This window comes from Agromyces sp. NPDC058064 (assembly GCF_042885275.1).
Taxonomy (GTDB): domain Bacteria; phylum Actinomycetota; class Actinomycetes; order Actinomycetales; family Microbacteriaceae; genus Agromyces.
Window position 1 is genome coordinate 206,500 of sequence record NZ_JBHVSE010000006.1, and the last position, 26,246, is coordinate 232,745.

Genomic DNA, 26,246 nt, shown 5'->3' on the forward strand with positions numbered 1-26,246 from the left:
CGAAAGACTTTAGTCCGTTTTATTCATGATGGATAAAACCTTCTAAAACCTCTAAGATCGCCGACATGGATGCCATCAGCAATCCGTACACCCCGAACGCGGGTGCCGCGCCCGAGATCGTCGTCGGCCGCGACGACCAGCTCGAGGGCTTCCGGGTGCTGCTCAGCCGCCTCGAGCGCGGCCGCACCGAGCAGTCGATGATCATCACCGGCCTGCGCGGGGTGGGCAAGACCGTGCTGCTCGGGCAGTTCATGGACCTCGCGAACGCGGCCCACTGGGAGGTCGTCGAGATCGAGGCGAGCAAGCACGACGACGTGCGCTTCCGCCAGGCGATGTTCTCGCAGCTCAAGGCCGCGCTGCTGCGGCTCTCGCCCCGCGCCCGCTGGACCGAGCTGAGCCGCAGGGCGGCCGAGGTGCTGAGCGCGTTCGCCGTGTCGGTCGACCAGCAGGGCACGTTCAGCGTCTCGTGGGACATCCCGCCCGCCGAGGGTGAGGGCGATCACGGCGACCTCGCGATGGACCTCACCGACGTGTTCGTCGCGCTCGGCGAGGCGGCCGCCGAACGCGAGCGAGGGGTCGTGCTGCTCATCGACGAGGTGCAGTTCCTCGGTCGCACGCAGCTCGAGGCGCTCATCCAGGCCGTGCACAAGACCGTCCAGCGCAAGCTGCCCATCACGCTCGTCGGTGCGGGGCTGCCGCAGATCGCCGAACTCGCCGGCGATGCGAAGTCGTACGCCGAGCGGCTGTTCAAGTTCCCGGTGATCGGCTCGCTGAGCGACGACGACGCCCGCCGGGCCCTCGTCGAGCCGGCGCTCGTCGAGGGCGTGGTCTTCGACGACGACGCCGTCGAGCTCGCGACCGAGATCACCCAGGGCTACCCGTACTTCATCCAGGAGCTCGGCTACCAGGTCTGGGGAGTGGCGACCGGGGGCCGGGTGCACCGCGACGACGTCGAGCTCGCGCGCGAGGCCTACGAGTCGAAGCTCGACGGCTCGTTCTTCCGCGTGCGGCTCGACCGGGCGACCCCGCTGCAGACCGCCTACATGCGCGCGATGGCCGAGCTCGGCCCGGCGCCGCAGAAGGCGGCCGACGTCGCGCGCGTGATGGGCCGCGAGTCGACCCAGGTCGGGCCGACCCGCGCTGAGCTCATCGACATGGGCCTGCTCTACACGCCCGAGCACGGCTACGCCGCCTTCACGGTGCCCGACTTCGATCGCTTCATGCGCCGCGCGGTGCCCGAGCTCGTCGTGCCCCAGGTGCAGAAGCGCAAGCCCCGCGAGCACTGAGCGCCGGGCGAGCACCGAGCCCGCCGCGGCTCAGCGGCGGATGATGCGCCGCTCGATCGCGGCGGCGACGGCGCCCGCGCGGGTGTCGACGCCGAGCTTCGCGTAGATGTGCGAGAGGTGCGACTTCACCGTCGCCTCCGAGACGAGCAGCTCCCGCGCGAGCTCCTTGTTGCCGAGCCCCTGGGCGAGCAGCTCGAGCACCTCGACCTCGCGCTCGGTGACGACGGGCCCCGGCGCGGCCGCGCGGCGCACGAGGGTCGCGGCGACCGACGGCGCGAGCACGGTCTCCCCGCGGGCGACCGCGCGGATGCCCGCGAACAGCTCCTCGGGCGGCGCGTCCTTCAGGAGGTAGCCGCCCGCGCCGGCCTCGAGGGCCCGCAGGATGTCGGCCTCGGTGTCGTAGGTCGTGAGCACGAGCACGGCGGGCCGCTCGTCGAGCGCGCGCAGCCGGGAGGTCGCCTCGACCCCGCCGGGCCCCGCGCCGAGGTTGAGGTCCATGAGCACGACGTCGGGGCGGTACGCCCGCGCCTTCGAGACGGCCTCGTCGGCGTCGCCCGCCTCGGCGACGACCTCGAACTCGGCGCGACCGGCGAGGAGGGCCGCGAGCCCGGCGCGGACGACGGGATGGTCGTCGACGAGCATCACGCGAACGACCTCGGTGTTCGGCTCGGCGCCGGATGCCCCGGTCACGACGCACCGCCTTCGCCCGAGTCGCCCGTCAGCGGGAACGCGACCGAGACCGTCGTGCCCTCGCCCGGCGAGCTCTCGATCTCGGCGCGGCCGCCGAGCTCCTGCGCGCGGTCGCGAAGCCCGCGCAGCCCGTGGCCGCGCTCGGCCGGACCGCGCTCGCCGAGGCCGCGCTCGCCGAGGCCGCGCTCGGTCTGGCCGCGCTCGGGCGCTCCCCGTCGGCTCGGCCCCGACTGGTCGAAGCCGACGCCGTCGTCGCGCACGTCGAGGCGCACCTCGTCGGGCTGGAACGTCAGGCTCACCACGACGCGCCGCGCCCGCGCGTGCTCGAGCGCGTTCGCGAGCGCGCCCCTCGCGCTGCGCAGCAGGGCGCCGGCGACCGCCGCGGGCACGGCACGGGCGTCGCCGTGGCGGTGGAACTCGAGTGCGGCGCCGTCGCCGGTGGCGGCGGCATCCGCGACCAGGCGCTCGAGCGCGTCGGGCAGTGCCTCGGCGCTGCCGCCCTCGAGCGAGGCGGGCGCGAGGTCGCGCACGACCCGGCGCACCTCGTCGAGGCCCTCGCGGGCGGTCGCCGCGGCGGTGTGAACGTGCCCGCGCGCCGCATCGGGTCGCGACGACCAGTCCTGCTCGGCGGCCTGCAGCAGGAGGTTGATGCTCGAGAGCTGCTGCCCGACCGAGTCGTGGATCTCGCGCGAGAGCCGCTCGCGCTCCGCGAGCGCCCCGGCGCGGTGCTGCGCCTGCAGCAGCTCGTCCTGCGCGTCGGTGAGCTCGTCGAGCAGCCGCTGCCGCTCGGCCGACTCGCGCTGCAGCGCCCGGTAGACGAGCACCGTGACGACGGCGATGCCGATCGGGCCGGCGATCACGGTCGGGTCGACGCCGTCGGCGATGCGGAGCTCGGCCACGGTGACGAGGCCCGTCATGAGCACGACGACGACCACGGCGCCCCGGAACGGCAGCACCTGGAGCACGGCGAAGCCGAGCGGCACGGCGCACCACGCGAACGACGGCGCCGCGAGCGTGAGCAGCGCCCACAGCACCGTGACGGTCACCACCCACGCGGTCGGCCACCAGGCGCGCGTCGGCAGCAGCGGGCGCACCGAGTACGCGATCGCGAGCAGGGCCGCGCCCGCGAGCACGAGCACGCCGTCGGGGCCGAACCCGTGGCGTTCGAGATAGCGCACGGCCGAGGTCGCGAGCAGGGCGAGGAACACGATCTGCAACCAGCGGTCGAGGCTGGCGACGGGCGCGAGGATGCCCCGGAGGCCGGTCTGGTCGGAGACGGACATGATCGCCAAGCCTAGGCACGGGCGCCGCCGGCCGGCATCATCCGATCGGCTATCCAAGTGCAGCCGATCGCCCGACGCCCGTGCCGGATACCGCCCCGAGGCTGGGAGTGCACGTCGATGACCGGCGTGCTGAACCGAGGAGAACCATGAAGCGCACCATCGCCATCGCACTCGCCACGGCGAGCCTCACCGCCGGGATCGCGTCGGCCACGCTGTCGAACGGCGCCGACGCCGCGCAGGCCGCGGACGGCGGCCGCCCCGACCGCTACACCGTGCCGGGCGACGCCGCGGGCTCGCGGTTCGAGGGCATCGGCGCCGACGAGCGCCGCGGCCTCTTCTACGTCAGCGAGGTCACGGGCGGCGAGATCCACCGCGGCGACGTGCGGAACCCGCAGGCCGAGCAGTGGCTCGCGGGCGACGGCACCGACGGCCGCTACACCGCCCGCGGCGTGACGGTCGACGCCGCAGGCAACGTCTACGTGGCCGGCGGCCCGAACGGCATCGGCAACCCCGACCGCCCCGACCTGTGGGTGTACTCGAACGGGGGCGAGCTGCTCGCCGCGCTCCGCGTGCCCGGCACGCCCGACGCGTTCCTCAACGACGTCGCGATCGGCGCCGACGGCGCCGCCTACTTCACCAACTCGAACGACCCGCAGATCTTCCGCGTCGCCGAAGAGGGCGGCACCTGGCGGGCCGAGCTCTGGGCCGACGCCGCCGGAACGGTCGAGCGCGCGGCCGGGTTCAACCTCGGCGGCATCGTGCTCTCGGCCGACCGGAGCGCATTCGTCGTCGCCCAGGGCAACACCGGGCAGCTGTGGCGATTCGATGCGACGACCGCCGCCGCGACCGAGATCGACACGCACGGCGCCGACCTCGTGAACGCCGACGGCCTCGTGCGCCAGGGCAACCGGCTCACCGTCATCCGCAACTTCTCCAAGATGGTCGCGACCATGCGCGTCTCGGCCGACGGCGACGCGGTGCACCGCATCGAGCAGCGGACGAGCGACCCCGACCGCGTCTACACGACCGCCAAGATGCTGCACGGGCGCCTGCTCGCGGTCGACAGCAAGTTCGACGAGCAGCCCGCCGCCTCGGGCCCGTACGACATCGTGGGGTCGCCGTGGGGCTGACCGGCACCGGTCGTCGCAGCGCCGTCGCGATCGTCGCGGCGGCGCTGCTGCTCACGGGGTGCGCGGCGGGCGGCGGCCCCTCCGGCTCCGACGCGCCGCGCTCGACGTCCGCTTCGCCGACCGCCCCGCCACGAGAGGATGTCACCATGACCGAGACCCCCGCCCCCGTGCTCCCCGACCCCGACGGCACCCTGCTCAGCGCCGCGGCCGCCGGCGACGCCGCGACCGTCTCCCTCGCCGTCCGCGCCGGCGCCGCGCTCGAGGCGCGCGACGCCCGCGGTCGCACCGCCCTGCTGCTGGCCTCCGCGGCCGACCACGTCGAGGCCGCGAGCGTGCTCGTCGCCGCCGGTGCCGACCCCGACGCGCTCGACGACCAGCGCGACACCCCGTGGCTCGTCACGGGCGTCACGGGCAGCGTCGCGATGGCCGAGGTGCTGCTCGCCGCCGAGCCCGACTTCACGATCGTGAACCGCTACGGCGGCATCTCGATCATCCCCGCGGGGGAGCGCGGCCACGTCGAGTACCTCGAGCGCGTGCTGCAGACCGACATCGACGTCGACCACGTCAACGACCTCGGCTGGACGGCGCTGCTCGAGGCCGTCATCCTCGGCGACGGCGGGCCGCGCCATCAGGAGACCGTGCGGGTGCTGCTCGAGGGCGGCGCCGACCGTTCGATCGCCGATCGCGGCGGCGTCACCGCGCTCGAGCACGCCCGCGCGAGCGGCTACGACGAGATTGTCGCGCTGCTCGACTGAGCAGCGAACGGCGGCGGATGCCTCGCCGGGACGCGCGACGCATCCGCCGCCGAGAGGGGGATGCCGCGTGCCGAATCTCCTGCAGGATGGAGGGATGCCGATCCTGATCCAGCCCGACGAACTCCTCGAGCGCCTCGCAGCCGAGCGCGACGCCGCCGAGCGGGGGGCCCAGCCCGGCACGCGCACCGTGGTGCTCGACGTCCGCTGGTCGCTCGCCGCTCCCGACGGCACCGAGGCGTATCTCGCCGGGCACATCCCCGGCGCCGTGTACGTCGACCTCGACCACGAGCTCGCCGATCACGACGTGGTCGGCGAGGGGCGGCATCCGCTGCCGACCGAGCCGTCGCTCACCGCGGCGATGCGCCGCTGGGGACTCCGCGACGGCGACACCGTCGTCGTCACCGACGACCTCGGCAACCAGTCGGCCGCGCGCGCCTGGTGGCTGCTGCGCCACGCGGGCGTCGCCGACGTGCGGATGCTCGACGGTGCGAACGCAGCGTGGCGGGCGGCGGGGCATCCGCTCGACACCGGACGGGTCTCGCCCGGGCCGGGCGACGCGACCGCGCACTTCGGCGCCATGCCGGTGCTCGACGCCGACGGGGCCGCCGCGCTGCCCGACGGGGGAGTGCTGCTCGACGCGCGCGCCGCCGAGCGCTACCGCGGCGAGGTGGAGCCGATCGACCCCCGCGCGGGCCACATCCCCGGCGCGCGCTCCGCCCCGAGCGGCGGCAACCTCGATGCGGGCGGCCGGTTCCTGCCGGCCGACGAGCTGCGCGAGCGCTTCGCCGAGCTCGGCGCCGTGCCCGGCGTCGCCGTCGGCGCGTACTGCGGGTCGGGCGTCACCGCGGCGCACGCCGTCGCGGCGCTCGCGATCGCCGGCATCGACGCGGCGCTCTACCCGGGCTCCTGGAGCCAGTGGTCGCGCGAGGACGGACGCCCCGTGGCGACCGGGCCCGAGGCCTGACTCAGTCGGCCCTGAACCCCACGGCGACGAGGGTCGTCAGGTCGATCGACGTCACCTCGCGCTCCGCGAGGCCCGCGAGATACCGCCCGCGAACGGCCTTGAGCTCGTCGTCGTCGAGTCCGACGAGGAACGCGCGCAGGCCCGTGCCCGTCACGAGCGACCACGCCAGCCCCTCGTCGAGGTCGAGGTGGCGTCGCACGATCTCGGCGCGCACCCGCACGAGGCCGAGCCCCGTGAGCCACTGCGCGAGCGTGCCGGGCGTGTCGACGTCGCTGATGCTGGGCGACGCGGAGCCGCCCTGCAGCCGCAGCGCGAGATCGGCGGGCAGGGCCGTCGCGAGCACCTCGGGCACCGGCTCGAGCGCGCCGCGCGCCCACACCGTGACCGCCATGCGTCCGCCCGGCTTCGCCCGCTCCACCAGGTGGCGGGTACCCGCGTCGAGGTCGTCGAAGAAGAGCACCCCGAGCACGCACTGCACGAGGTCGTAGCCCGTCGGCTCCCACGTCGTGACGTCGGCGACGTGCAGCCGGAGCTGCGGCAGCCGGTCGCCGGCGCGCTCGCGGGCGATGTCGACGAGCCCGGCCGTCAGGTCGACCGCGTCGACGACGCCGCCGGGCCCGACGAGCTCGGCCGTCGGCAACGCCGAGGCCCCGTCGCCCGAGCACGCGTCGAGCACCAGCTCGTCGAACATCGGCCTCGACCTGGCCACCGTCGCCGTCGAGATCGGATTCCAGACCGCCTCGTCGAGTTCGGCGTAGGACGCGGCGGCCGCCGTGAACCCCCCGACGAAATCAGGCTCGTTCGTCGTCTCCCCCATGGGCCCATTCTCGCCCCTGATCGGCCGGATTCGCGGGATTCAGGCAATCGAAAGCCGAACGGTGCAGACTGGGTGCACCGCATCACGTCCTCCGATCGAATCGAGTCACCCCCATGAACCGTGCCCTGCGCCGTGGCGCGCCCCTCGCGCTCGCCACCGCGGCCGCCCTGCTCCTCGCCGGTTGCGCGAGCGGCGGCGACCCCGAGGCATCCGAGACCCCTGCCGCCACCGCCGACTGCATGGACGTCGAGTCCGGCGCGCTCAGCGACGGCGTGAAGGTCGAGGGCGAGTTCCCCGGAGCGTCGACCGCGACCTTCACCGCACCGCTCGAGACCGACGAGCTCCAGCGCACGATCGCCATCGAGGGCGACGGCGACACGACCGAGGCCGGCCAGAAGATCAACGCCGTCGTCTCGCTCTACTCGGGCACCTCGGGCGAGCAGCTGCTCTCGCAGCCCGCCCAGATCACCGTCGGCGACGAGACCGTGTTCGACGCGTTCCGCGCCGGCATCGACTGCGTGCCGCTCGGCTCGCGCACCGTGACCGTGGCGCCCGCCGCCGCGCTCTACGACGGCCAGGGCAACGAGACCATCGGCCTCGCGGCCGACGAGGACGTCGTGGTCGTCGTCGACGTCGTCGAGGTGCAGCAGCCGCTGAAGCCCGCCGAGTGGACCGAGAACGTGCCCGAGGTGAAGTTCGGCGCCGAGGGCGAGGCCCCCGTCGTCACCCTGCCGAAGGTCGACGCACCGACCGAGCTGCAGATGAAGGTGCTCGAAGAGGGCGACGGCGACACCGTCGGCGAGGGCGACAGCGTGACCGTGCAGTACCAGGGCATCAGCTGGGACAGCGGCGAGGTCTTCGACCAGAGCTACACCCGCGGCGAGCCCTCGACGTTCACGACCGACGGCGTGATCCAGGGCTTCGGCGCGGCGCTCGTCGGCCAGAAGGTCGGCACCAAGCTCATCGTCGTGATCCCGCCCGAGTACGCGTACGGCACCGACCCCGCCGCGCACGACCTCGGCGGACAGACGCTCGTGTTCCTCGTCGAGATCGAGGACACCGCGCCCGCGGCGTAGTCGCGCAGTGATCGAGAAGGGCCGGATGCCACGGGCATCCGGCCCTTCGTGCGTCTGCGACCCGCGGCGAGGTGACGAGTCGTAGGAACGGACGCCCGTCTGCGCGCCGGGCGGCGGCGTGTCGGGTGAGTGCTCCTGCGACTCGCGCATCGGCGTCTGCGACCCGCGCGGCGAGGTGACGAGTCGTAGGAACGGACGCCCGTCTGCGCGCCGGGCGGCGGCGTGTCGCGTGAGCGCTCCTGCGACTCGCGCATCGGCGTCGCGCGCCCGCACCGGCGCCGGCACCGGCGCCCGCACCGGCACCCGCGCGGCGACGCCGATCGGCGCTCAGCGGCCCCAGGTCGCCCAGACGATGACCGCGCTCGCGACGAGGAAGCCCGCGACGAAGAGCGTGTCTCGCAGTCGCCACGGGCTTTCGTACCGCTCGGTCCGGGTGGGGTGGGCGCCGAAGGCGCGGGCATCCATGGCGAGGGCGACGCGCTCGGCGTGCCGGATCGCCGAGGCGAGCAGCGGCACCGCCGTGCCGAGCCCCCGGCGGACGGCCGCGATCGGCCCGCGGCCGCGCACGGTGCCGCGCACCCGGTGCGCCGCCCTGATGATCTCGAGCTCGTGCCCGAAGCGGGGCACGAAGCGCAGCGCCGCGAGCGCGGTGTAGCCGATGCGGTAGGGCACCCGCAGGTTCTGCACCGCCGCGCGCACGAACTCGGGCCCGGTCGACGTCAGGCCGGCCATGAGCGAGAGCATCAGGACCGCGATGATGCGCAGCCCCGTCGTGAACCCGACCGCGTAGGCGGCGAGCGTGAAGCTCCAGTCGCCGATCGAGAAGAGCACGGTGGAGGTCGCGGGGCCCGAGAGGCTCGCCGGGTCGACCCACACGCCGAAGCTGAACCCCAGCACGACCGCGGCGAGCGGCGTGCCGATGAGGAGCGCCGCGACGACCCGGCCGGGGAGCCGGGCGCCGACGAGCAGCACGAGCAGCGAGAGCACGATGAACGCCAGGGGCAGCAGCGGGTCGCGGCTGAACACGACGACGAGCATCGCGGGCAGGGGGGCGGCGAGCTTCGCGAGCGGGTTCAGCGTCGCGAGCGGTCCGCGCCGGGGCGCAACGCCGGGTCGGAACGCGGCGGTGGGCGCGGTCGCGTCGGCCGGGACGGAGCTCGCGTCGGCCGGGACGGAGGTCGCGTCGGCCGGAACGGAGCTCGCGTCGCCCGGGGGCGGGGTCGCGCCGGTCCTGCCGCTCATCGCGCCCCTCCGGCGGCGACCGGGAGCTGCGACATGCGGGTCACGGCGCGCCACTCGGGGTGGTGTTCGAGTCCGCGCGTCGCGCGGGCGAGCGGCGGATGCCGGAGCCCCGCCTGCTCGATCAGCGGCCCGGCGAGCACCTCGGCCGTCGGGCCGACGCCGAGGAGCCGCCCGCCCTCCATGACCGCGAGCCGGGTCGCGTAGTCGGCGACGAGCTGCAGGTCGTGCGTCACGACGAGCACCGTAGTGCCCTCGTCGTTGAGCCCGCGGAGCATGTCGAGCAGCTCGGCGGCGCGGGCGCGGTCCTGCCCGAACGTGGGCTCGTCGAGGGCGAGCACCGGGGCGCCGGCCACGAGCGCCGTGCCCACCGAGAGCCGGCGCTTCTGCCCGCCCGAGAGCAGGAACGGGTGCTGCTCGGCGAGCTCGTCGAGGCCGAAGCGGCGGAGCATCCGATCGCACGACGCGGTCACCTCGGCGTCGTCGAGGCCCTGCAGCCGGAGTCCCTGCTCGAGCTCCTCGCGCACGGAGCCCGCGATGAACTGGTGCTCGGGGTTCTGGAAGACGAAGCCCACCCGCCGCGACCGCTCGCGGGCGTCGGCGCGGGCGGGGTCGAGGCCGAGCACCTCGACGCTGCCGCGCGGCGCCTCGACGACGCCGGCGAGCGCCTGCAGCATCGAGGTCTTGCCGGCGCCGTTCGTGCCGACGATCGCGAGGAACTCGCCCGCGGCGACCTCGAGGTCGACGTCGTGAACGACGACCGGCCCGCGTCGCCCACCGCGCCGCACCGAGAGCCCGCGCGCTCGGATCACGGGGTCGGCCTGCGCGGCGACGCCGCCCGTGCCGGTCGCGAGCGACGGGGTCGGCGCGAGCGCCGTCGAACGCACGGGGGAGGAGTCGCTGAGCGGAGGGGGCAGGCCCGGCAGGGCGTCGAGCGCCGTCGCGAGCTCGGCCGGGGTGAGCGGCAGCGGCCCGATCGGCACGCCGGCATCGCGCAGGCGCATCGCCGCGAGCGTCGAGACCGGCAGCCAGACGCCGAGCTCGGCGAGCTCGTCGGCGCGCTCGCGCAGCGTCTCGCGGGCGGGGCCGTCGATGACGAGCCGCCCCGAGGCGTCGAGCACGATGACCCGGTCGACGAGGTCGACGGCCGCGTCGAGGTTGTGCTCGACGAGCACGATCGCGTGATCGTCGTCGTCGGCGAGCTCGCGCAGCACGGCGTAGACCTCGTCGATGCCGGCTGGATCGAGATTCGCGGTGGGCTCGTCGAGCACGAGCACGGGTGCCGCCATCGCGAGCGCGCACGCGATGGCGAGCCGCTGCCGCCCGCCGCCCGAGAGGCGGTCGGGGTTCTCGGTGCGACGGTCCCAGAGCCCGACGAGCTTCAGTGCGCGTTCGGCACGGGCGAGCACCTCGGATGCCTCGACGAGCCGGTTCTCGGGCGCGAAGCACACCTCGTCGAGCACGGTGCCCGTGACGATCTGCGCGTCGGGGTCCTGGAAGACCATCGCCACGTGCTCGCTCAGCACCCCGACCGGGTGGTCGCGGCTGTCGAGGCCCGCGACCCGCACGGTGCCGTCGAGCTCGGCGGGCACGGCGTGCGGCACGAGGCCGTCGAGCGCCAGCGCCAGGGTCGACTTGCCGCACCCGCTCGGACCGAGGATCAGCACGACCTCGCCCGGCGCCACCGCGAACGACACCTCGGCCGGGGTCGGCCGGGCCGCGCCGTCGTGGCGGATGCTCACGCGGTCGAGCTCGATGATGGGCGGAATGCGCATGCCTGGCCTGGGTCGGGGGCGGTCGGACGGCGCCGCGCGGCGCGGCATCCGCGGGGCTTAGGACAGCCTAATCTCGCCACCGGCCGTTCTTCGGCTCCCGCGGCGTCCGAGCGCGGGAATACCCCGGTCAGCGCGGATGTTGTGTCTATGTTCGGGCGTGGAGGCGCCACGCCGGAAGGAGGAGAACGTGGGCATCAGCTATGTCGAGTTCGAGGACGAAGCCGGGATCCTGCGTCGCTACCGCAAGCACGCGAACGGTCGTGGCCTCGTCGCCACCACTGCGAAGGTCGACCCGAGCGCGTTCGTCGACCCGACGGCCTACGTCGATCCCGGCGCCGAAGTGCAACGCGGCGCCCAGATCGGCCCGGGCGGCTGGATCGAGGGCGACGCGATCGTCGCCGAACGCGCCGTGATCGGCGTGAACGCCCACGTCGGGCGGCGCGCCGTGGTCGGTCGCAACGCCGTCATCGGGCCGTACGCCACCATCGGCAGCGGCGCGAAGGTGCAGAACGGGGCGCGCGTGCCCCGCGAGACGACCATCGCCGACGGCGACGAGTACCGCGCCTCGACGGAGGACCTGCGCCGGCTCGGCCTCGCGGCCTGAGCCGGCCGCACCCGGAGGCCCGACCGCGAGAGCGGCCCGGGCCTCCGTTCGCATGCGCTAGCCGGCGAGCGCTCCCGCCAGCAGCTCGAGCGTCTGCTCGCGACCCGGCGTGCGGTCGAGCGGCTCCGCGGCGTACGAGCCGGCGATGGGCGCCACCATGACCTCGTCGATGCCGTGGCGTGCGGCGAGCGTCCGGAGCTCGGCGGCCGCGCCAGCGGCATCCGCGATCACCCAGCGCCGTTCCATCGCGGTGATGAGCTCCGCAGCCTGCGAATCGGCCGCCGCCGCCTGCGCCTCGTCGATCGTCTCGAGGGGCCGCATCGGCCGGCCGAGCTGCAGCCGCGCCATCGAGCGCAGCTGCGGCAGGGCCCGCGCGCGGGCCTCGTCGAGTGTCGGCGCGACCGACGCGTTCACGGTGAGGAAGGTCTCGGGCTCGGGGTGCGCCTCGCTCGGGCGGTACCCCGTGCGGTAGAGCTCGAGCGCGCGCTCGAGCCCCTGGCCCGAGAAGTGATTCGCGAAGACGTACGGCAGGCCGAGCTCTGCGGCGAGCTTCGCCGAGTAGTCGCTCGAGCCGAGCAGCCAGAGCGGCGGCACGTCCGACGCGGCGGGCGTCGCGGTGATGGGGTACTCGCGCCCGCTCGTGAGGCGCAGCGTCGCGCCGTCGGGCGAGAGCAGCGAGAGGATGTCGGCGAGGTGGTCGGGGAAGCGGTCGACCTCCGCCGTCGGCCCAGAGATGCGCAGCAGTTGCGTGATGACCGGGTCGCTGCCCGGTGCGCGCCCGATGCCGAGGTCGATGCGGCCGGGGGCGAGCGCCTCGAGCGCCGCGAACTGCTCGGCGACGACGAGCGGTGCGTGGTTCGGCAGCATCACGCCGCCCGATCCCACACGGATGCGCTCGGTCTGCGCCGCGATCGACGCGATCAGCACGGGTGGCGTCGTCGAGGCGACGGCCGGCATGTTGTGGTGCTCGGCGAACCAGTAGCGGGTGAATCCGAGCCGGTCGGCGAGCTGCGCCAGGCGAACGGATGCCGCGACGGCACCTCGGCTCGTCTGATCGCTCCGAACCGGGACGAGGTCGAGTACGGACAGGCGCGGCGAGATGTTCATCCTCTTCGGCAACCTCCACGGGGCATCCGGTATTCCGTTCTGCTCGGCGGTCGAGCAGCGAAGCGCATCGAGACCGTGGCAGGGATACCCCTGAGCGGATCGGAGGGATGGCACGGGTGACCGGGGCTTCTCCGCGTCGTTGGATGGGTTCTCGTCGCGAGTGCTGCATCCATCGATGCGGCCGCCGGGCCGGTTCACGAACCGAGGCAACCGGCCCGCGAGCATCAACCTGAAAGGAACCACCCGTGAACACCCCTGTGCCCTCCGCCGCCGTGGCCGACGCCGCGGTGGCCGACCTCGCGCTCCAGGAGCCCGTGCCCGACATCGCCACCCTCTCGCTCCGCGAGGCCCTCGCCCTGCTCGACGAGCAGCTCGCCGGCCGCGTGCACCTCTCGGGCGATCCCGACTGGGACGCCGCCCGCACCGCCTGGAACCTCGACGTCGACCAGCGCCCCGCGGTCGTCGTCACGGCCCGATCGACCGAGGACCTCGTGCGCACCGTCGCATTCGGCGCCCGCTACGGACTCGCCGTCGCCCCGCAGGGCACCGGTCACAACGCCGGACCCCTCGCGGCCGACAACGGGCTCGCCGACGCGATCCTGCTGCGCACCCACGAGCTGCGCGGCGTCGAGATCGACGCCGACCGCCGGGTCGCCCGCGTCGAGGCCGGCGCGCTCTGGGGCGACGTGGTCGCCGCCGCCGCGCCGCACGGCCTCGCCGCGCTCGCCGGTTCGTCGCACGACGTCGGCGTGGTCGGCTACACCCTCGGCGGCGGCGTCAGCTGGCTCGCCCGCACGCACGGCCTCGCCGCCAACCAGGTGCTCGCCGTCGAGATCGTGACCGCCGACGGCCGGCTCCGCCGCGTCGACGAGGAGCACGACGCCGAGCTGTTCTGGGCGGTGCGCGGCGGCGGCGGCGACTTCGGCGTCGTCACGGCGCTCGAGTTCCGCCTGTTCCCGATCACCGAGGTGGTCGCGGGCATGCTGCTCTGGCCGGTCGAGCGCGCCGACGAGGTCGCCGCAGCCTGGGCCGACTGGACGAGCACCGTGCCCGACGCCGTGCAGAGCGTGGTACGCATCATGCACCTGCCGCCGCTGCCCGAGCTGCCGCCCTTCCTCTCCGGCCGTTCGGTCGTGATCGTCGAGGCCGTCGTGCTCGACTCGCCGGCGAAGGCCGACGAACTGCTGGCCCCGCTGCGCGCGCTCGAGCCCGAGCTCGACACCGTGCACCCGCAGTCGCCCGCCGAGCTGCTGGCCCTGCACATGGACCCGCCCGGACCCGTGCCCGGTCGCGGCGACGGCATGATGCTGCGCGAACTGCCGCCGGCCGCCGTGCGCGCCTTCGTCGGCGCCGTCGGCGCCGGGTCGGGCACCGCGCTGTTCACGACCGAGATCCGCCACCTCGGCGGCGCGGTCGAGCCCGATGCTGCCGTGCAGCGCTCGGCCGAGCTCGGACTGCCGGTGCCGGGCGCCACCGCTGGCTTCGAGGCGAACTACCTCGTGTTCGCCGGCGCCATGGCGATGCCCGGCGCCGACGAGGCGATCGCGCGTTCGCTCGGCCGCCTGTTCTCGCAGATCGAGCCGTGGCGTGCACCCGAGGAGTACCTCAACTTCGCCGAGCAGCGCCGCGACGCCGTGCAGTTCTTCGGCGGACGGCTCGCGCGCCTGCGCGCGCTCAAGCGGGCGATCGACCCGACCCGGGTCATCCGCTCCAACCACCCCGTGGGGTGACCGCGCGGTCGCCGGGTTCTCGACCCGTGGATCTCGCGTGGGGGGTGTCGCTCGCGCTCCGGCCTTCATAGGCTGGAGAGCGAGCGACATCGTCGTCGCGCGATCTCGGGGGAGGATACGAATGACCGTCCACTACGAATTGCCCACCACTGCCGATTTCGCGGCCCTCGCGGGTGCGCATCACCCCGCGATCACCGTCTACCTCTCGACCTCGCCGGTCGTGAGCGAGCGCGAGCGCTCCGAGGTCGCCGCCCGCAGCGCCTTCGACGAGGCCATCGAGCGGGTTCGCGCCGACGGCGCCTCCTCGGCCGAGGTCGCGGCGCTCCGCGCCGAGCGCGACGCGATCATCGGCGACCAGCGCCTCTGGGGCGGCCTCGCCCGGTCGATGGCGATCTTCGTCGCACCCGGCTTCAGCGAGGTGTTCGTGCTGCCGAACCGGCTCGACGACGCGTGGCACGTCGGCTCGCACTTCACGCTCGGGCAGCTGCTGCGGGCGCCCAGCCAAGACCAGGAGGCGTTCGCGCTGACGCTCTCGGCGCACGAGTGGTCGCTGTGGCACGCGACGCCGACCGACCGGGCCGCCAAGCTCGAGGTCGACCAGTCGGGCGCGGCCAACCTCGACGAGGCCACGAACCGCGAACCCAACGAAGACCGGCCGCGCGGCGCCAACCGCGGCACCTCGAGCCAGGGGGGAGCGAGCCGCCTGATGGGCGACGAGGGCCGCAAGACCCTGCTCGACCAGTACTCGAAGCGCGTCATCGAGATCGCGCGTCGCGAACTCCTCGCCCGCGACCCCGACGAGCGCGTACCGGTGTTCGTGTTCGCCGCCGAGCCGCTGCTGAGCCTGTTCCTCGCGAACACCCGAAACTCGCGCCGCGTCATCGCGGTGCCCGGCTCGCCCGACCGGCTCGGCCCGGCCGAGGTCGACGAGGCCCTGCGCCAGCAGCTCGCGAAGCTCAACGTGCACGAGGCCGAGCAGGCCCTGCGCGACCTCACCGAGGGCACCGCTGGCCGGGTCGAGCGCGACCTCGCCGCGATCGGCCGCGAGGCCGCCGACGGCGCGGTCGAGACCCTGTGGTTCGACTTCACCACGACGGTGAACGGCACCCTCGACCACGAGTCGGGCGCCATCGAGTTCGCCAGCGACCACGGCTCGGGCGCGACGCTCGACGACGGCACCCGGGCAGGCGACCTGCTGCCGCAGCTCGCGCTGCTCGTCATCTCGAAGGGCGGCAAGGTCGTCACGGTGCGCAGCGACGACCTCGACGGCACGGTGTGGGCGGGCCCGGCGATGGCCGAGCTCCGCTTCGCGCTCGCCTAGCGTTCATCGCAGCACGGATGCCACGGGGCGAGCCCCGTGGCATCCGTGCTGCTGCTGCTCCTGCAGAAGCAGCGGAGGCGTCAGCGGAACGAGGGCACCCGTTCGCGCAGCGGCAGGCGGAATCCCTCCCGCCAGCGGAAGCGCACGATGATCTCGCGGGCGTGCGAGTCCTCGATGATGGCCTCGACGGGCACTTCGGAGAGCACACGCGGGCGCGGCTCGGCCGGCGGGGTCTCGCGGATCTCGAGCCAGAGGCTCTCGGGGTGCGGCACGACGCCGGGGTTGGCGGCGACGAGTTCGAGCTGCCAGCCGGTCGACGGGGCGAGCCCGTGGCCGGTGACGCGGATGAGGCGTGCGTCGCAGGTCTCGACGACGGTCGCGTCGAAATCGGCGACGGCGAAATCGCAGTGGAGCTGACCGTTCATTCGGCCGAAGCTACGCCCGGGCCCTCGCATCGTCCTCAGTGCTGACGCTGAAACGAGGTGCGCCGTACGGAGTGGGAACTGGCAGGCATCCTCCTCGCGCTCTTCTAGGCTGTTGCCCATGCGTTTCGGAATGTTCGTTCCCCAGGGCTGGCGTTACGACCTCGTCGGCATCGATCCCGCCGAGCAGTGGGCGGTCATGCGCGGCCTCGCCGAGTTCGCCGATGCGGCCGAGTCGCCGTTCGAGTCGATCTGGGTCTACGACCACTTCCACACCACCCCGGTGCCGTCGCCGACCGAGGCGACCCACGAGGCGTGGACCCTCATGGCGGCCTTCGCCGCCTCGACCTCCCGCGTGCGGCTCGGCCAGATGTGCACCTGCATGGGCTACCGCAACCCCGCCTACCTGGCGAAGGTCGCGGCGACCGCCGACCTCGTCTCGGGCGGGCGCGTCGAGATGGGCATCGGCGGCGGCTGGTACGAGCACGAGTGGGAGGCGTACGGCTACGGCTTCCCCTCGATCCCCGAGCGTCTCGGCATGCTGCGCGAGGGCGTCGAGATCATGCGCCAGGCCTGGACGACGGGGCAGGCGACGCTCGACGGCCGCTTCTACCAGGTCGACGGGGCGATCGTGCAGCCCCAGCCGCTCCAGGAGGGCGGCATTCCCTTCTGGATCGCGGGCGGCGGCGAGCAGGTCACGCTCAAGATCGCGGCGAAGTACGCCGCGTACACGAACTTCACCGGCACGCTCGAGGAGTTCGCCCACAAGGGCGAGGTGCTGCGCGGGCACTGCGAGGCGATCGGCCGGGATGCCTCGGAGATCACCCGCTCGATGAACTTCAACACCGTCATCGGCTCGTCGACGGCCGACGTCGAGGCGCGCCTCGCCCGCATCGAGGCGCGGGTCGAGCCGCACCTCGGCGCCGAGGGGGCGGCGAAGTTCATGGACAACTACTTCCACGCCGCGGCCGGTGCGCTCGTCGGCACTCCCGACGAGGTCGTGGCCAAGCTCGAGGAGCGGCGCACGGTCGGGCTCGACTACGCGATCCTCTACGCGCCCGAGGCGGCGTACGACCGATCCGGGCTCGAGCTGTTCGCGACCGAGGTCGTTCCGGCGCTGCGCTGACGCCGCGGGCCGGTTCGGCGCGCCGTGCTGACCCCGCCGACCGGTGCGGCGGTGCGTTCAGCCGTGCAGGGCGGGCTCTGCGCGCCGAGCCGCGTCGGTCGGCCGGGCGAAGCGGATCGTGACGCGGTCCGCCTCGATCGGCACCGCGATGAGGTCGCCGACCGCGAGGTCTCCGGGCAGCTCGATCCGGGCGAGGGCATGGCCTCCGCCGGCTGCGAACCCGACCGCCACCGTCACCGTCTTCGCGACCGAGACGCGGCCGATCAGGCGAGCCTCCGCCCAGTCGGGGCGAAGCGGGCCGTTGCCCCCGTCGATCGCGACCAGCGGCAGACCGTCGGCGTCCGAGATCCCGCGCACCGTCGCGACCGCGACCCCGCGGTGCCGCACGCGCTCGCCGTGCCCGCCCGTCGGGGTCGGCGTCGGGGCGAGGTGCGCGAGCGGGGTGCCGTCGCGCTCCGCGAGTCGCGTCATCGAGAAGCCGCCGACGATGACGTCGGTCGTGGTGACGCGGGTGCCCGCCGGCCAGCGCTCGGGCGCGATCGGATCGGGGATCGAGCGCCGCAGCGTCGGCAGCAGACGGGTGAGCGTCACGCGGGGCGCCGGGCGGTCGAGGGCATGCATCCGTTCTACGCCGACTCGCGGCCGCGCGCGCGTTTGTTACGCGATCCGCGCGGTGGAGCGGCGATTCCTCACGGAATCCCGACGCGTGCCCACGGCGGCGGCGGGAGGCCCGGCATCGATCCGGAGCTCGGCCCCGACCGGGCTCGGCGCGGCCCCTCGTCTGCGGCGGCCTTCAGTCCTCGATGCCGCGATGCTCGGCCCACGAGGCGCCGCCCGAGCCGGCGAGCGTCTCGGCGTACTCGGCCAGGCGCGCGCCCTGCATCGCGGCGGCGTTCGTGCCCGTCTCCGCGGCGCCGGCCTGCGCTGCGGCCTGCGCGGCGAGGCGCTCGCCCTGCAGATCGGCCGAGGCGGCCGCAGCCGCAGACTGCCGGCCCGTGCGTTCCTGGTGCAGTTCCGCCTCGTTCGAGCCGGGACCTCCTGCGCAGCCCGCGAGGGCGATGAGGAGCATCGCGCCGGCGGCGACGGCGGTGCCTCTGGTGACGGACGACATGATGGTGCTCCCTCCCGCGCGATGCCCACGGCATCAGGATGCGGTGTACGGGGCACAGGCTAGGCAGGGGCCGAGGGGGCGGCATCGGGCACGGCCCCTCAGATGCGGTCGCGAACCCCTCAGATCTCGTGCGTCTCGCGCGCCATGCGGGCGAGGTCGACCCGGTTGGCGGCGCCGGTCTTGCGCAGGAGGTTCGAGACGTGGGAGCTCACGGTCTTCTCGCTGATCGTCAGCAGCTCGGCGATCTCGGCGTACGTCCGCCCGTCGACGAGGTAGGGCAGCAGTTCGCGCTCCCGACCGGTGAGCGCCGCGCCGGCCAGGCGATCGGGCGCGGCCGCGGGCGCCGTGCCGTCGGGGTGCAGCCGGATCCGAGCCCACCTCGCGAGGACCTCGAGTTCGTCGGCGAGCCCGTCGGCCTCGGTGCGCGCCGCGATCGCTGCGCCGCGGCGGAGGAGGGCGATCGCGACGCGTCGCCGAGCGCCGCCGTCGATGAGACCCTGCTCCGCGCCGCGTCGACAGGCGTAGCCCTCCTCCCACGCCAACTCGCCCAGGGCGGCGAGGTCGGCGGCATCGACCCAGCGGTCGAAGGCCTCGGGAAGCCCGCGAGCTCGCGCCAGCTCGGCGGCGTAGAGGGCGTCGAGTGCTTCGAGATCGGACGGGTACGAGAGCCCCATCGTGCGGCGGATCACCCGGGGGTGCACCGCTTCGAGGGCGTCGAGCTCGACGAGGACTTCGGGGAGGTCGGCGTCGTCCCGGAGATCGGGGTCGTCCCGCGCCGCCGTCGCCCGGTCGGCGAGGGCGCGCGCGGCGAGCGGCACCAGCCACTCGGAGCTGCGGCCGCCCGGCCCCTCGTCGATCATCGGAAGGAGCGACGCGAGCGCAGCGCCCGGATCGCCGGCCGCGAGGCTGGTGAACCCCTGGGCGACGGCCTGTTCGAGCGCGGCATACGCGGGCGGGTCCGGGAACCGCTCGCGGGCCCGCTGCAGGTGGGCCTCTGCCTCGTCGACGCGGCCGCGCAGCGCCGAGAACCGGGCGGAGATCGAGCGCATCGCCAGCTCGATGTACTCCGGTGCGTCCTCGGAGCGGACGATGCGCAGCGCGTCGCGCACGGCGGGGCTCACGCCGATCGTCAGCCACCCCGCCGCCTCGATGCAGGCGAGCGAGGCGATCGTGAGCCGGGGCGCACCGGCTGCGGAGAGCCGGGTGCGCCACTCGTGCAGGCGATCCGCCGCCCGACGGTAACCGGGCATCGAGTACGCCTCCCATGCGGCGGCGAGCGTCGCGGGTTCGAAGTGCCCGGACGACCGGGCGACCGCGAACGTCTCCTCGGCGAGTCGGGAGGCCGCAGGGAGATCGCGGGTCGCCGCGGCGAGCTGCGCCGAGACGGCCAGCGCGTAGGCCATCGCCTCCTCGTCGCCGAGACGGTTGGCGAGCTCGAGCGCCTCCGCCGCGTGCGCGACGCTGCGGGGATCGCCGGCGATGACCTCGGCGTGGGCGAGCTCGCCGAGCGCGAGCGCGTACTGCCGGCTCGCGGGAGCGTGCGCGGTGAGCTCGACCGCTTCGCGGACGGCTTCGGAGGTGCTGAGCTCACCGCCGAGACGCACCTCCAGCCGGCGACGCTGCAGCAGCAGCTCGGCGCGGGCGAGCGGCTCGTCGGACCCGATCGACCCGAGCAGGGCCTGCACCGCGGCGTACTCGTCGTGATCCGACTCCGCCGCAGACGCCGCCTCGGCCCAGTCGAGGAGCAGCGCCCGACGGTCGCCGTCGATGGCCGGATCGTCGTCCTGCAGCTCGACGCTGCGTCGGATGAGTCGCAGCGCTGTCGTGGCCCGATCGGTACCGCGGAGCGCGTCGACGGCGCGCCGGCTCGCGGCGAAGCACTCGGCCGCGGCCCCTGCGGCGGCGAGGTGATCCGCAAGGTCGACGAGCCGATCGGGCGTCGCCCCGTCGACCTCGATGAGCTGTTCGACGCCGTGGGCGAGCGTCGCATGCTGTCGCCGCAGCTCCTCGGCCGGCACCGAGGCGACGAGGAGCTCGGCGATCAGGGGGTGGTGGAACCACATGCGACCGCCGTCGTCCCGGTCGAGCACGTGGGTCGCCAACGCCGGGCGCAGCTCGTTCACGGCCTCGCCCCACGCGGGATCGAGGTCGGCGAGGATGCTCGCCCGGATCGGCTTCCCGTGGATCGCGAGCAGCACGGTGAGCTCGCGCGTCCGCTCCGGAAGCGTCGCCCAGGTCTGCAGCAGTGCGGTGCCGAGATCGCCCGTCGTCGACGACACCGCGGCGGGCGGCGCCGCGAGTGCGTCCGGATCGACGCCGTCGATCAGGAGCCGCGCGTGGTAGGGGTTGCCGCCGGTGCGGTCGAGGACGTCGCGGACGAGCGCATCGTGCGGCGGAGCACCGAGCCGCGCCGCGATCAGGTCGTGCATCCCGAGGCGATCGAGGGGTCGCACGTGCAGGGAGCGAGCACCTGGGAGCCGAAGCAGGTCGGCGCGCCACCGGTCGACGGAGCGTCCGGCACCTGAGCGGACGGTCGCCAGGATCGCGAGCGGACGGTCCTCGGCCCCGCCCACGAGGAACATGAGTGCATCGAGCGTATCGGCATCGGCCCACTGCAGGTCGTCGACCGTGACGACGACGGGCGCGACCGCGGTGAGCCGCTCGATCGCCGCATCGAGACGCAGCGGGAGCGGCGGGCGGGTGCCGTCGCCCTGCGGCCCGCCGTTCTCGGCCTGCGAGAGCAGGGCGCGCACGGCGAGGTTCGGCATCCGCGTGGTGAGGGGAAGATTGCGCACCGACAGCACGCGAGCGCGCGCCGACGCCCCCTGCGCGGCCGTCTCCATCAGCGCCGTCTTGCCGATGCCGGCTTCTCCGTGCAGCACGACGACGCGCGTCGAGCCCTCGAACGCCGCCTCGAGCTCGAGCGAGATCGAGGCGACTTCGCGCTCGCGTCCGTGCAGCCGACGTGCCTCGCGTGGCATGCCGCCAGTGTTCCATGCGCCTCGCGGAGCGTCGAGCGAACCGCGTCCCGCGGCTACCCCCAAGTCGAGGGAGGCCTCCGGATCGGCCAGTCGGCGGAGGGGAAGCTACGCGGCGAGCGTCTCGTCGAGCTTCGCGCCGAGCTCGGCGTCGGTGGGCTCGGTGAAGTGGGTGCCGTCGGGGAAGACGACGACCGGGATGTTGGTGCGCCCCGAGATCGACTTGGCGATCTCGGCGGCCTCGATGTTCACCTCGAGGTCGACGTAGTCGTAGTCGACGCCGCGACCGTCGAGCAGTCGCTTCGAGCGACGGCAGTCGCCGCACCAGGCGGCGCCGTACATGGTGATGCGGTCGGGGTTCTGCGCAGTGGAGGAAGTCACACAGGTACTGTACGCATTACGGGTCTGGGGTATTCCCGTGAGGCCCTCGGCCGGCAGCCACGGCGCGGCTTTCGGACATCCTGCGACTCGGCGGAATGCGCCGGAGTCGAAGCCGGTTCGCCCTGACATGACTGAGAACGCCGGGCCCGTACCGCTGACCGAGACCGAGGCATCCGAGCTGCTCGCGGCTCAGACCTTCGGGGTGCTCGCCACGCTGAAGCGCGACGGGCAGCCCCACCTGGCCACCATGCTCTACCGCTGGGACACGTCGGAGCGCATCGCCCGCTTCTCGACGACGAGCACGCGCATGAAGGCGACGCACCTGAGGCGCGACCCGCGGGCGACCCTGCACGTCTCGGCCGACGACCACTGGTCCTTCGCCGCGGTCGAGGGGGTCGCGGAGGTCTCGGCGCCCACCGTCGAGCCGGGCGACGCGGTCGGACTGGAGCTGCTGTCGATGGTGCCGGAGGCCGCGCGGCCCGCCGATCCGAGCGCGTTCCTCGCCGACGCGGTCGCCGAGGGCCGGGTCGTCATCCGGCTGCGTCCGGAGCGGCTCGGCGGAACCCGCCTCGACTTCGGCGGCTGACCGCGCGGCGCTCGCGCGTTCGCGGGCGGCCGCGGGACCTCGCGCGTTGCGCGCGCCGGCCGCTCAGCTCGCCGGGCTCGGCGCAGCGAGCGGCGAATCGTCGAACTCGGCGGCGGGCGCTTCGCTCGTGCCGGAGCGCGGCGCCTCCGCGCCGACCAGCCGCATGAACGCGCTGAGCTGGGCGACGCCCTCGGCCCGGTGGGGGAGCCCGTCGAGCAACCCGGGCGAGTACACGAGGTACGCCGCCCACTTGGCCCGCGAGATCGCGACGTTGAGCCGGTTCTTCAGCAGCAGGAACTCGAGGCCGCGCGGTGCGGAATGCGCCGAGGACGCCGCGAGCGAGACGATCGCGACGACCGCCTCCTGGCCCTGGAACTTGTCGACCGTGCCGACCGGGACCCCGACGAGGCCGGCCGCGTCGAGCGCCTCGCGCACGGTTGCGAGTTGCGCGTTGTACGGCGTCACGACGATCAGGTCGCGCTGCTCGAGCGGGCGCGGCGGTGCGACGACCGGGCCGTTCGCCGAGTCAGCGGCGTCGCTCCACTCGCGCCCGATGAGCGAGCGCACGAGTTGCACGACCGACTCGGCCTCTTCGGGGGAGTAGGTCGAGTTGCCCTCGTGCGCGACGGGGATCGGGGTGACGCCGGGCGCGACGCCGTCAAGCGAACGGCGCTCGGCGACGGGGTGCGAGCGCAGCTCGCCCTCGTACGAGAGCCGCGACACCGGGCCCGCGACCGCCGGGTGCATGCGCCGGCTCTCGGCGAGGAAGTAGCCGAACTCGGCGGGCAGCACGTCGTGGCCGTCGGCCACCCAGCCGAGTGCCGAGGCGTCGACCGGCTCGGGGTGCAGGGCTTGGCTCACCTGCGGCAGCTGCTGCGGGTCGCCGAGCAGCAGCAGCCGGGTCGCCGAGACCGAGACGGCGATCGTCGACGCCAGCGAGAACTGGCCGGCCTCGTCGATGACGAGCAGGTCGAGGGAGCCGCGGGGCACCCGCCGCACGTTGCAGAAGTCCCATGCGGTGCCGCCGATGACGTAGCCGCCGGGGCGGTCGCCGGTGAAGGCGGCGACCCCGTCTTTCGTGGTCAGCGCGGTGAAGCCGTGACCGCCGGCGGCGCTCGCGTCCTTCAGGTGCTTCGCGACGAGCCGGCCGTCGAGCCCCGCCGCGTTCACGACCGCGTCGAGCACGTTCTCGACGACCGAGTGCGACTGGGCCACCACGCCGATGCGCCAGCCGTGGTCGCGCACGAGCGCAGCGATCACGTGCGCCGCGAGATAGGTCTTGCCGGTGCCGGGAGGGCCCTGCACCGCGAGGTACGAGCGGTCGAGCCGCCGCACCGACTCGACGACCGCCGGGACGTAGTCGTGGTCGGCGCCGAGCGGGACGAGCCCGCCGACCGCCCGCGGCGGCCGGCGCCGCAGCACGTCCATCGCGGCACCGGGCGGCAGCTCGGGGATGCGCCCCGGGATCGGCGCGGCCCACTCGGCGATCGCGTCGCGCAGCGCGTCGGCGCGGGGCGGTGCGCCCGGCGCGATCGCGAGCGGGAGCTCCGTCCACGTGATGCCGGGCTGGCCGCGCTCCTCGACGCGCACACCCTCGTCGGTCACCTCGACCACTGTGGCGTTCGACCACGCGCGCTGGCCCGGCCGGGTCGACTGCGAGGGGAACGGCGCCGGCCACTCGTACAGCAGGAACACGTCGCCGCCGACGCTGAACCGCGAGCCCGGGGCCACGCGACCGCCGAGCTGCAGTTCGCGGCGCGCGCTCTGCCACCTGGGCTCCTCGTACCACCGGCCCACCGCGCGCGAGCGCGCCGGGTCGACGACGAGCACGTCGCGGTGCTCCTCCCAGCTCTCGAGCGGCTGGTCGCAGCGGAGGTAGTGCGACCACCAGAAGCTCTTCGCCTCCCTCGCGTGGTAATCGATCGCCGCGGAGGCGAGCGCGAGGGCCTCGGTGTCGGCGTCGCGCCGCTCGGCGCCGACGAGGTGCGCCGACCCCGCGGCCGCGGCGGTGAGCTCGTCGCGCTCGCGCACGATCGCCCTGAGCTGCAGTGCGAGCGGCGACGCCTCGTAGACCTTGCCCTCGGCGCGGTCGGCGAGCATCGAGGCGGCGACCGGGCGGATGCCCTCGCGTGCGCCGACGGCGAGCAGCCAGTCGCGCAGGCGCAGCGTCGAGACGCAGTCGTAGCGGTTGTAGTCGGCGAGATCGGCGAGGATGCGGGCCGCCTCCTCGGCGGCCGCGTCGTCGCCCGTCGCCCGCGCGGTGGCGCGCAGCTCGCTCGCGCGGACGTACTCGGTGATCGAGTCGGCGCCCGACTTCACGTCGGCCTCGCGCAGCTCGGAGCCCATGTAGAGGGGCTCGAGCTTCTTGATGGAGTACGAGCGGCTGCCGACCCGCACGGCCCGCTTCACGATCGGGTAGAGGTCGACGAGCACGCCGTCGGCGAGCAGCTGGTCGACCTCGGCCTCGCCGACGCCGTGCCGGGCCGCGATGGCCGTGAGGTGGGTGCGCTCGTAGCTCGCGTAGTGGAAGATGTGCAGCCCGGGGTGCGCCTGTCTGCGCAGCTTCACGAGCTCGAGGAACCGCAGCAGGGCCTCGCGCTCCTCGGCGAAGGAGTGCGCCCAGAACGCCGTGAAGGTCTCGTCGGTGTCGACCATGCCCCACAGGTAGTCGAGGTTCCAGCTGGTGCCGTCGCCCTCGGTGTAGAGCGGGTCGCCCTCGAAGTCGAAGAACAGGTCGCCCGGGCTCGGCTCGGGGATCGCAGCGATCGCCCTGGCGTCGCGCACGCCGACGGGCGGCGGCAGCGGCGGGTCGCCCTCGCGCCACGCGCCCGATGCGGTCGCGGCACTCAGTTCGGCTTCGGCACGCAGTTGCAGCCGGGCCTGCGCTCGGAGGTTGTCGAGGGTCGCCTCCATCACGTGGGGCACCGGGCCGGTCGAGGCCGCCAGCTCGTCGATCGTGGTGATGCCGGCGGCGGCGAGCGGCTCGCGCTGGGTGACGCGCATGCCCCCGACCATCAGCACGTCGCGGCGCGCCTGCACCTCGAGCTCGCACGTCGGGCAGCGCCCGTCGTGGTCGTAGCGCGGGTCGCCCCAGGCGACCGGCAGGGTGTCGGCGACGCGGTCGGCGACGACGCGCTGCAACCGGGCGACGCGCTCGCGGTACACCGGCAGGATGTCGTCGAGTCGATGGGCGCTCACCGAGCCGTCGCCGAGGAGGAGTTCGACGGTGTCGTCGAGCGGGACCTCGAGCCGGAGGAGCTGCTCGGCGTAGGCGGCGAGCTGGAGGAGCGCCGTCACCCGCGCCCGGCGTGCGAGCTTCGCGTCTTGCACGCGATAGCGGCCGTCGGGCTGCCGCACGATGAAGTCGGCGAAGCCGATGAACCCCTGCCCGGGCACCGGCTGGTCGCCGAAGGTCGCCTGGAACACCACGGGCGCGCCGGCCCGGAAGGCGGCGATCGTCGCGGCGATCGCCGAGGCCACCGCCTCGTCGTCACGCACGTCGGGGCGCTCGATCTCGACCACCCCGTCGCCGAACTCGGCGCGGTACGCCTCGAGCAGCCGCAGCTCGTGCACGTCGCCCAGCTCGCCGGCGCGCCGGAGCATCGGGTCGTCGAGCGGGGCGAAGAGCGTGTCGCGCCCGAGCTTCACGTCGAGCTCGCGGAGGAAGGCGAACTCGCAGTCGCTCGCCTTCTTCAGGTCGCTCGCGCTGGTCACGACGGAGCCGTTCGAGAGGTACATCGGGCTCCTTCGTTCGGATGCCTCCACGGTACCTGCGGGCGCCGACATCGGGGCCGGCGGGGCGGGCCCGTCGATGGGCCCATCCGGTCGAAGCCGCGCACCGGGCATCGCGCCGGGCTCGCCGCGC

At 74.1% G+C, this 26,246-nt stretch carries 22 protein-coding genes; 10 read left to right on the top strand and 12 right to left on the bottom strand.

Annotation, left to right across the window (positions count from 1 at the left end; translation table 11 throughout):
- Positions 1–65 precede the first annotated feature (65 nt).
- Positions 66–1,286 (top strand): AAA family ATPase, encoded by a 1,221-nt coding sequence (locus ACFVSL_RS17940; RefSeq protein ID WP_386942346.1) that lies wholly within the window; start codon positions 66–68, stop codon positions 1,284–1,286.
- Positions 1,287–1,316: 30 nt separating this feature from the next.
- Here the strand turns inward: ACFVSL_RS17940 and ACFVSL_RS17945 are convergent, their stop codons facing one another.
- Together ACFVSL_RS17945 and ACFVSL_RS17950 are read right to left on the bottom strand one after the other, a co-directional pair.
- The gene (locus tag ACFVSL_RS17945; RefSeq protein WP_386942471.1) at positions 1,317–1,928 is read right to left on the bottom strand and encodes a response regulator; all 612 of its coding nucleotides are present in this window, start codon (positions 1,926–1,928) and stop codon (positions 1,317–1,319) included.
- A gap of 44 nt (positions 1,929–1,972) precedes the next feature.
- Positions 1,973–3,259 (bottom strand): sensor histidine kinase, encoded by a 1,287-nt coding sequence (locus ACFVSL_RS17950; RefSeq protein ID WP_386942347.1) that lies wholly within the window; start codon positions 3,257–3,259, stop codon positions 1,973–1,975.
- A gap of 146 nt (positions 3,260–3,405) precedes the next feature.
- On the opposite strand from ACFVSL_RS17950, the gene ACFVSL_RS17955 reads away from it, so the two are divergent.
- The 3 genes from ACFVSL_RS17955 to ACFVSL_RS17965 all read left to right on the top strand — a co-directional run bounded on the left by ACFVSL_RS17955 (position 3,406) and on the right by ACFVSL_RS17965 (position 6,108).
- Positions 3,406–4,389: an SMP-30/gluconolactonase/LRE family protein gene (locus tag ACFVSL_RS17955; protein ID WP_386942348.1), complete on the top strand. Its 984-nt coding sequence runs from the start codon at positions 3,406–3,408 to the stop codon at positions 4,387–4,389.
- A gap of 146 nt (positions 4,390–4,535) precedes the next feature.
- Positions 4,536–5,144 (top strand): ankyrin repeat domain-containing protein, encoded by a 609-nt coding sequence (locus tag ACFVSL_RS17960; protein WP_386942349.1) that lies wholly within the window; start codon positions 4,536–4,538, stop codon positions 5,142–5,144.
- Between the two features lie 94 nt (positions 5,145–5,238).
- Entirely contained in the window at positions 5,239–6,108 is an 870-nt protein-coding gene (locus tag ACFVSL_RS17965; RefSeq protein WP_386942350.1) for a sulfurtransferase, read from the top strand.
- A gap of 1 nt (position 6,109) precedes the next feature.
- On the opposite strand, the gene ACFVSL_RS17970 is transcribed toward ACFVSL_RS17965, so the two are convergent.
- A complete protein-coding gene (locus tag ACFVSL_RS17970) occupies positions 6,110–6,925 on the bottom strand; it encodes a class I SAM-dependent methyltransferase (RefSeq protein ID WP_386942351.1) in 816 nt (271 codons plus the stop codon).
- Positions 6,926–7,038: 113 nt separating this feature from the next.
- On the opposite strand from ACFVSL_RS17970, the gene ACFVSL_RS17975 reads away from it, so the two are divergent.
- Positions 7,039–8,001: an FKBP-type peptidyl-prolyl cis-trans isomerase gene (locus ACFVSL_RS17975; protein WP_386942352.1), complete on the top strand. Its 963-nt coding sequence runs from the start codon at positions 7,039–7,041 to the stop codon at positions 7,999–8,001.
- 327 nt (positions 8,002–8,328) lie between these two features.
- On the opposite strand, the gene ACFVSL_RS17980 is transcribed toward ACFVSL_RS17975, so the two are convergent.
- Together ACFVSL_RS17980 and ACFVSL_RS17985 are read right to left on the bottom strand one after the other, a co-directional pair.
- On the bottom strand, positions 8,329–9,243 hold the full coding sequence (locus tag ACFVSL_RS17980) for an energy-coupling factor transporter transmembrane component T family protein (protein WP_386942353.1): 915 nt from the start codon (positions 9,241–9,243) through the stop codon (positions 8,329–8,331).
- A complete protein-coding gene (locus tag ACFVSL_RS17985) occupies positions 9,240–11,015 on the bottom strand; it encodes an ABC transporter ATP-binding protein (RefSeq protein WP_386942354.1) in 1,776 nt (591 codons plus the stop codon). The genes ACFVSL_RS17980 and ACFVSL_RS17985 overlap by 4 nt, the downstream gene beginning before the upstream one ends.
- A 187-nt stretch (positions 11,016–11,202) precedes the next feature.
- On the opposite strand from ACFVSL_RS17985, the gene ACFVSL_RS17990 reads away from it, so the two are divergent.
- Positions 11,203–11,619: a transferase gene (locus ACFVSL_RS17990; RefSeq protein WP_386942355.1), complete on the top strand. Its 417-nt coding sequence runs from the start codon at positions 11,203–11,205 to the stop codon at positions 11,617–11,619.
- A gap of 57 nt (positions 11,620–11,676) precedes the next feature.
- Here the strand turns inward: ACFVSL_RS17990 and ACFVSL_RS17995 are convergent, their stop codons facing one another.
- Positions 11,677–12,726, bottom strand: a complete 1,050-nt coding sequence (locus ACFVSL_RS17995) for an LLM class flavin-dependent oxidoreductase (protein WP_386942356.1) — start codon at positions 12,724–12,726, stop codon at positions 11,677–11,679.
- 245 nt (positions 12,727–12,971) lie between these two features.
- Here ACFVSL_RS17995 and ACFVSL_RS18000 point away from each other — a divergent pair, with 245 nt between their 5' ends.
- Complete coding sequence (locus tag ACFVSL_RS18000) at positions 12,972–14,456, top strand: FAD-binding protein (protein WP_386942357.1); 1,485 nt, start codon at positions 12,972–12,974, stop codon at positions 14,454–14,456.
- A gap of 121 nt (positions 14,457–14,577) precedes the next feature.
- Complete coding sequence (locus ACFVSL_RS18005) at positions 14,578–15,777, top strand: hypothetical protein (RefSeq protein ID WP_386942358.1); 1,200 nt, start codon at positions 14,578–14,580, stop codon at positions 15,775–15,777.
- A gap of 80 nt (positions 15,778–15,857) precedes the next feature.
- On the opposite strand, the gene ACFVSL_RS18010 is transcribed toward ACFVSL_RS18005, so the two are convergent.
- Positions 15,858–16,202, bottom strand: a complete 345-nt coding sequence (locus ACFVSL_RS18010) for a hypothetical protein (protein WP_386942359.1) — start codon at positions 16,200–16,202, stop codon at positions 15,858–15,860.
- Positions 16,203–16,320: 118 nt separating this feature from the next.
- Between ACFVSL_RS18010 and ACFVSL_RS18015 the strand changes: the two genes are divergently transcribed.
- Entirely contained in the window at positions 16,321–17,325 is a 1,005-nt protein-coding gene (locus tag ACFVSL_RS18015; RefSeq protein WP_386942360.1) for an LLM class F420-dependent oxidoreductase, read from the top strand.
- A gap of 57 nt (positions 17,326–17,382) precedes the next feature.
- Here the strand turns inward: ACFVSL_RS18015 and ACFVSL_RS18020 are convergent, their stop codons facing one another.
- The 4 genes from ACFVSL_RS18020 to ACFVSL_RS18035 all read right to left on the bottom strand — a co-directional run bounded on the left by ACFVSL_RS18020 (position 17,383) and on the right by ACFVSL_RS18035 (position 21,795).
- Positions 17,383–17,916 carry a hypothetical protein gene (locus tag ACFVSL_RS18020; protein ID WP_386942361.1) on the bottom strand — a complete coding sequence of 178 codons (534 nt, stop codon included), beginning with the start codon at positions 17,914–17,916 and terminating at the stop codon, positions 17,383–17,385.
- 202 nt (positions 17,917–18,118) lie between these two features.
- Complete coding sequence (locus ACFVSL_RS18025) at positions 18,119–18,436, bottom strand: hypothetical protein (RefSeq protein ID WP_386942362.1); 318 nt, start codon at positions 18,434–18,436, stop codon at positions 18,119–18,121.
- Between the two features lie 119 nt (positions 18,437–18,555).
- Entirely contained in the window at positions 18,556–21,417 is a 2,862-nt protein-coding gene (locus ACFVSL_RS18030; RefSeq protein ID WP_386942363.1) for an AAA family ATPase, read from the bottom strand.
- 105 nt (positions 21,418–21,522) lie between these two features.
- Complete coding sequence (locus ACFVSL_RS18035) at positions 21,523–21,795, bottom strand: glutaredoxin family protein (protein ID WP_386942364.1); 273 nt, start codon at positions 21,793–21,795, stop codon at positions 21,523–21,525.
- A 127-nt stretch (positions 21,796–21,922) separates the two neighbouring features.
- Between ACFVSL_RS18035 and ACFVSL_RS18040 the strand changes: the two genes are divergently transcribed.
- Positions 21,923–22,381, top strand: coding sequence for a PPOX class F420-dependent oxidoreductase (locus ACFVSL_RS18040; protein WP_386942365.1), 459 nt, complete (start codon positions 21,923–21,925; stop codon positions 22,379–22,381).
- A 63-nt stretch (positions 22,382–22,444) separates the two neighbouring features.
- Here ACFVSL_RS18040 and ACFVSL_RS18045 read toward each other — a convergent pair whose 3' ends face one another.
- Complete coding sequence (locus ACFVSL_RS18045) at positions 22,445–26,119, bottom strand: TM0106 family RecB-like putative nuclease (RefSeq protein WP_386942366.1); 3,675 nt, start codon at positions 26,117–26,119, stop codon at positions 22,445–22,447.
- Positions 26,120–26,246: the final 127 nt, after the last annotated feature.

What these genes read in the sequence shown, in the direction of transcription:
- ACFVSL_RS17940 (WP_386942346.1), top strand. Translation starts at nt 66, where the DNA reads ATGGATGCCATCAGCAATCCGTACACCCCGAACGCGGGTGCCGCGCCC.
- ACFVSL_RS17945 (WP_386942471.1), bottom strand. Translation starts at nt 1,928, where the DNA reads ATGCTCGTCGACGACCATCCCGTCGTCCGCGCCGGGCTCGCGGCCCTC.
- ACFVSL_RS17950 (WP_386942347.1), bottom strand. Translation starts at nt 3,259, where the DNA reads ATGTCCGTCTCCGACCAGACCGGCCTCCGGGGCATCCTCGCGCCCGTC.
- ACFVSL_RS17955 (WP_386942348.1), top strand. Translation starts at nt 3,406, where the DNA reads ATGAAGCGCACCATCGCCATCGCACTCGCCACGGCGAGCCTCACCGCC.
- ACFVSL_RS17960 (WP_386942349.1), top strand. Translation starts at nt 4,536, where the DNA reads ATGACCGAGACCCCCGCCCCCGTGCTCCCCGACCCCGACGGCACCCTG.
- ACFVSL_RS17965 (WP_386942350.1), top strand. Translation starts at nt 5,239, where the DNA reads ATGCCGATCCTGATCCAGCCCGACGAACTCCTCGAGCGCCTCGCAGCC.
- ACFVSL_RS17970 (WP_386942351.1), bottom strand. Translation starts at nt 6,925, where the DNA reads ATGGGGGAGACGACGAACGAGCCTGATTTCGTCGGGGGGTTCACGGCG.
- ACFVSL_RS17975 (WP_386942352.1), top strand. Translation starts at nt 7,039, where the DNA reads ATGAACCGTGCCCTGCGCCGTGGCGCGCCCCTCGCGCTCGCCACCGCG.
- ACFVSL_RS17980 (WP_386942353.1), bottom strand. Translation starts at nt 9,243, where the DNA reads ATGAGCGGCAGGACCGGCGCGACCCCGCCCCCGGGCGACGCGAGCTCC.
- ACFVSL_RS17985 (WP_386942354.1), bottom strand. Translation starts at nt 11,015, where the DNA reads ATGCGCATTCCGCCCATCATCGAGCTCGACCGCGTGAGCATCCGCCAC.
- ACFVSL_RS17995 (WP_386942356.1), bottom strand. Translation starts at nt 12,726, where the DNA reads ATGAACATCTCGCCGCGCCTGTCCGTACTCGACCTCGTCCCGGTTCGG.
- ACFVSL_RS18005 (WP_386942358.1), top strand. Translation starts at nt 14,578, where the DNA reads ATGACCGTCCACTACGAATTGCCCACCACTGCCGATTTCGCGGCCCTC.
- ACFVSL_RS18010 (WP_386942359.1), bottom strand. Translation starts at nt 16,202, where the DNA reads ATGAACGGTCAGCTCCACTGCGATTTCGCCGTCGCCGATTTCGACGCG.
- ACFVSL_RS18015 (WP_386942360.1), top strand. Translation starts at nt 16,321, where the DNA reads ATGCGTTTCGGAATGTTCGTTCCCCAGGGCTGGCGTTACGACCTCGTC.
- ACFVSL_RS18025 (WP_386942362.1), bottom strand. Translation starts at nt 18,436, where the DNA reads ATGTCGTCCGTCACCAGAGGCACCGCCGTCGCCGCCGGCGCGATGCTC.
- ACFVSL_RS18030 (WP_386942363.1), bottom strand. Translation starts at nt 21,417, where the DNA reads ATGCCACGCGAGGCACGTCGGCTGCACGGACGCGAGCGCGAAGTCGCC.
- ACFVSL_RS18040 (WP_386942365.1), top strand. Translation starts at nt 21,923, where the DNA reads ATGACTGAGAACGCCGGGCCCGTACCGCTGACCGAGACCGAGGCATCC.
- ACFVSL_RS18045 (WP_386942366.1), bottom strand. Translation starts at nt 26,119, where the DNA reads ATGTACCTCTCGAACGGCTCCGTCGTGACCAGCGCGAGCGACCTGAAG.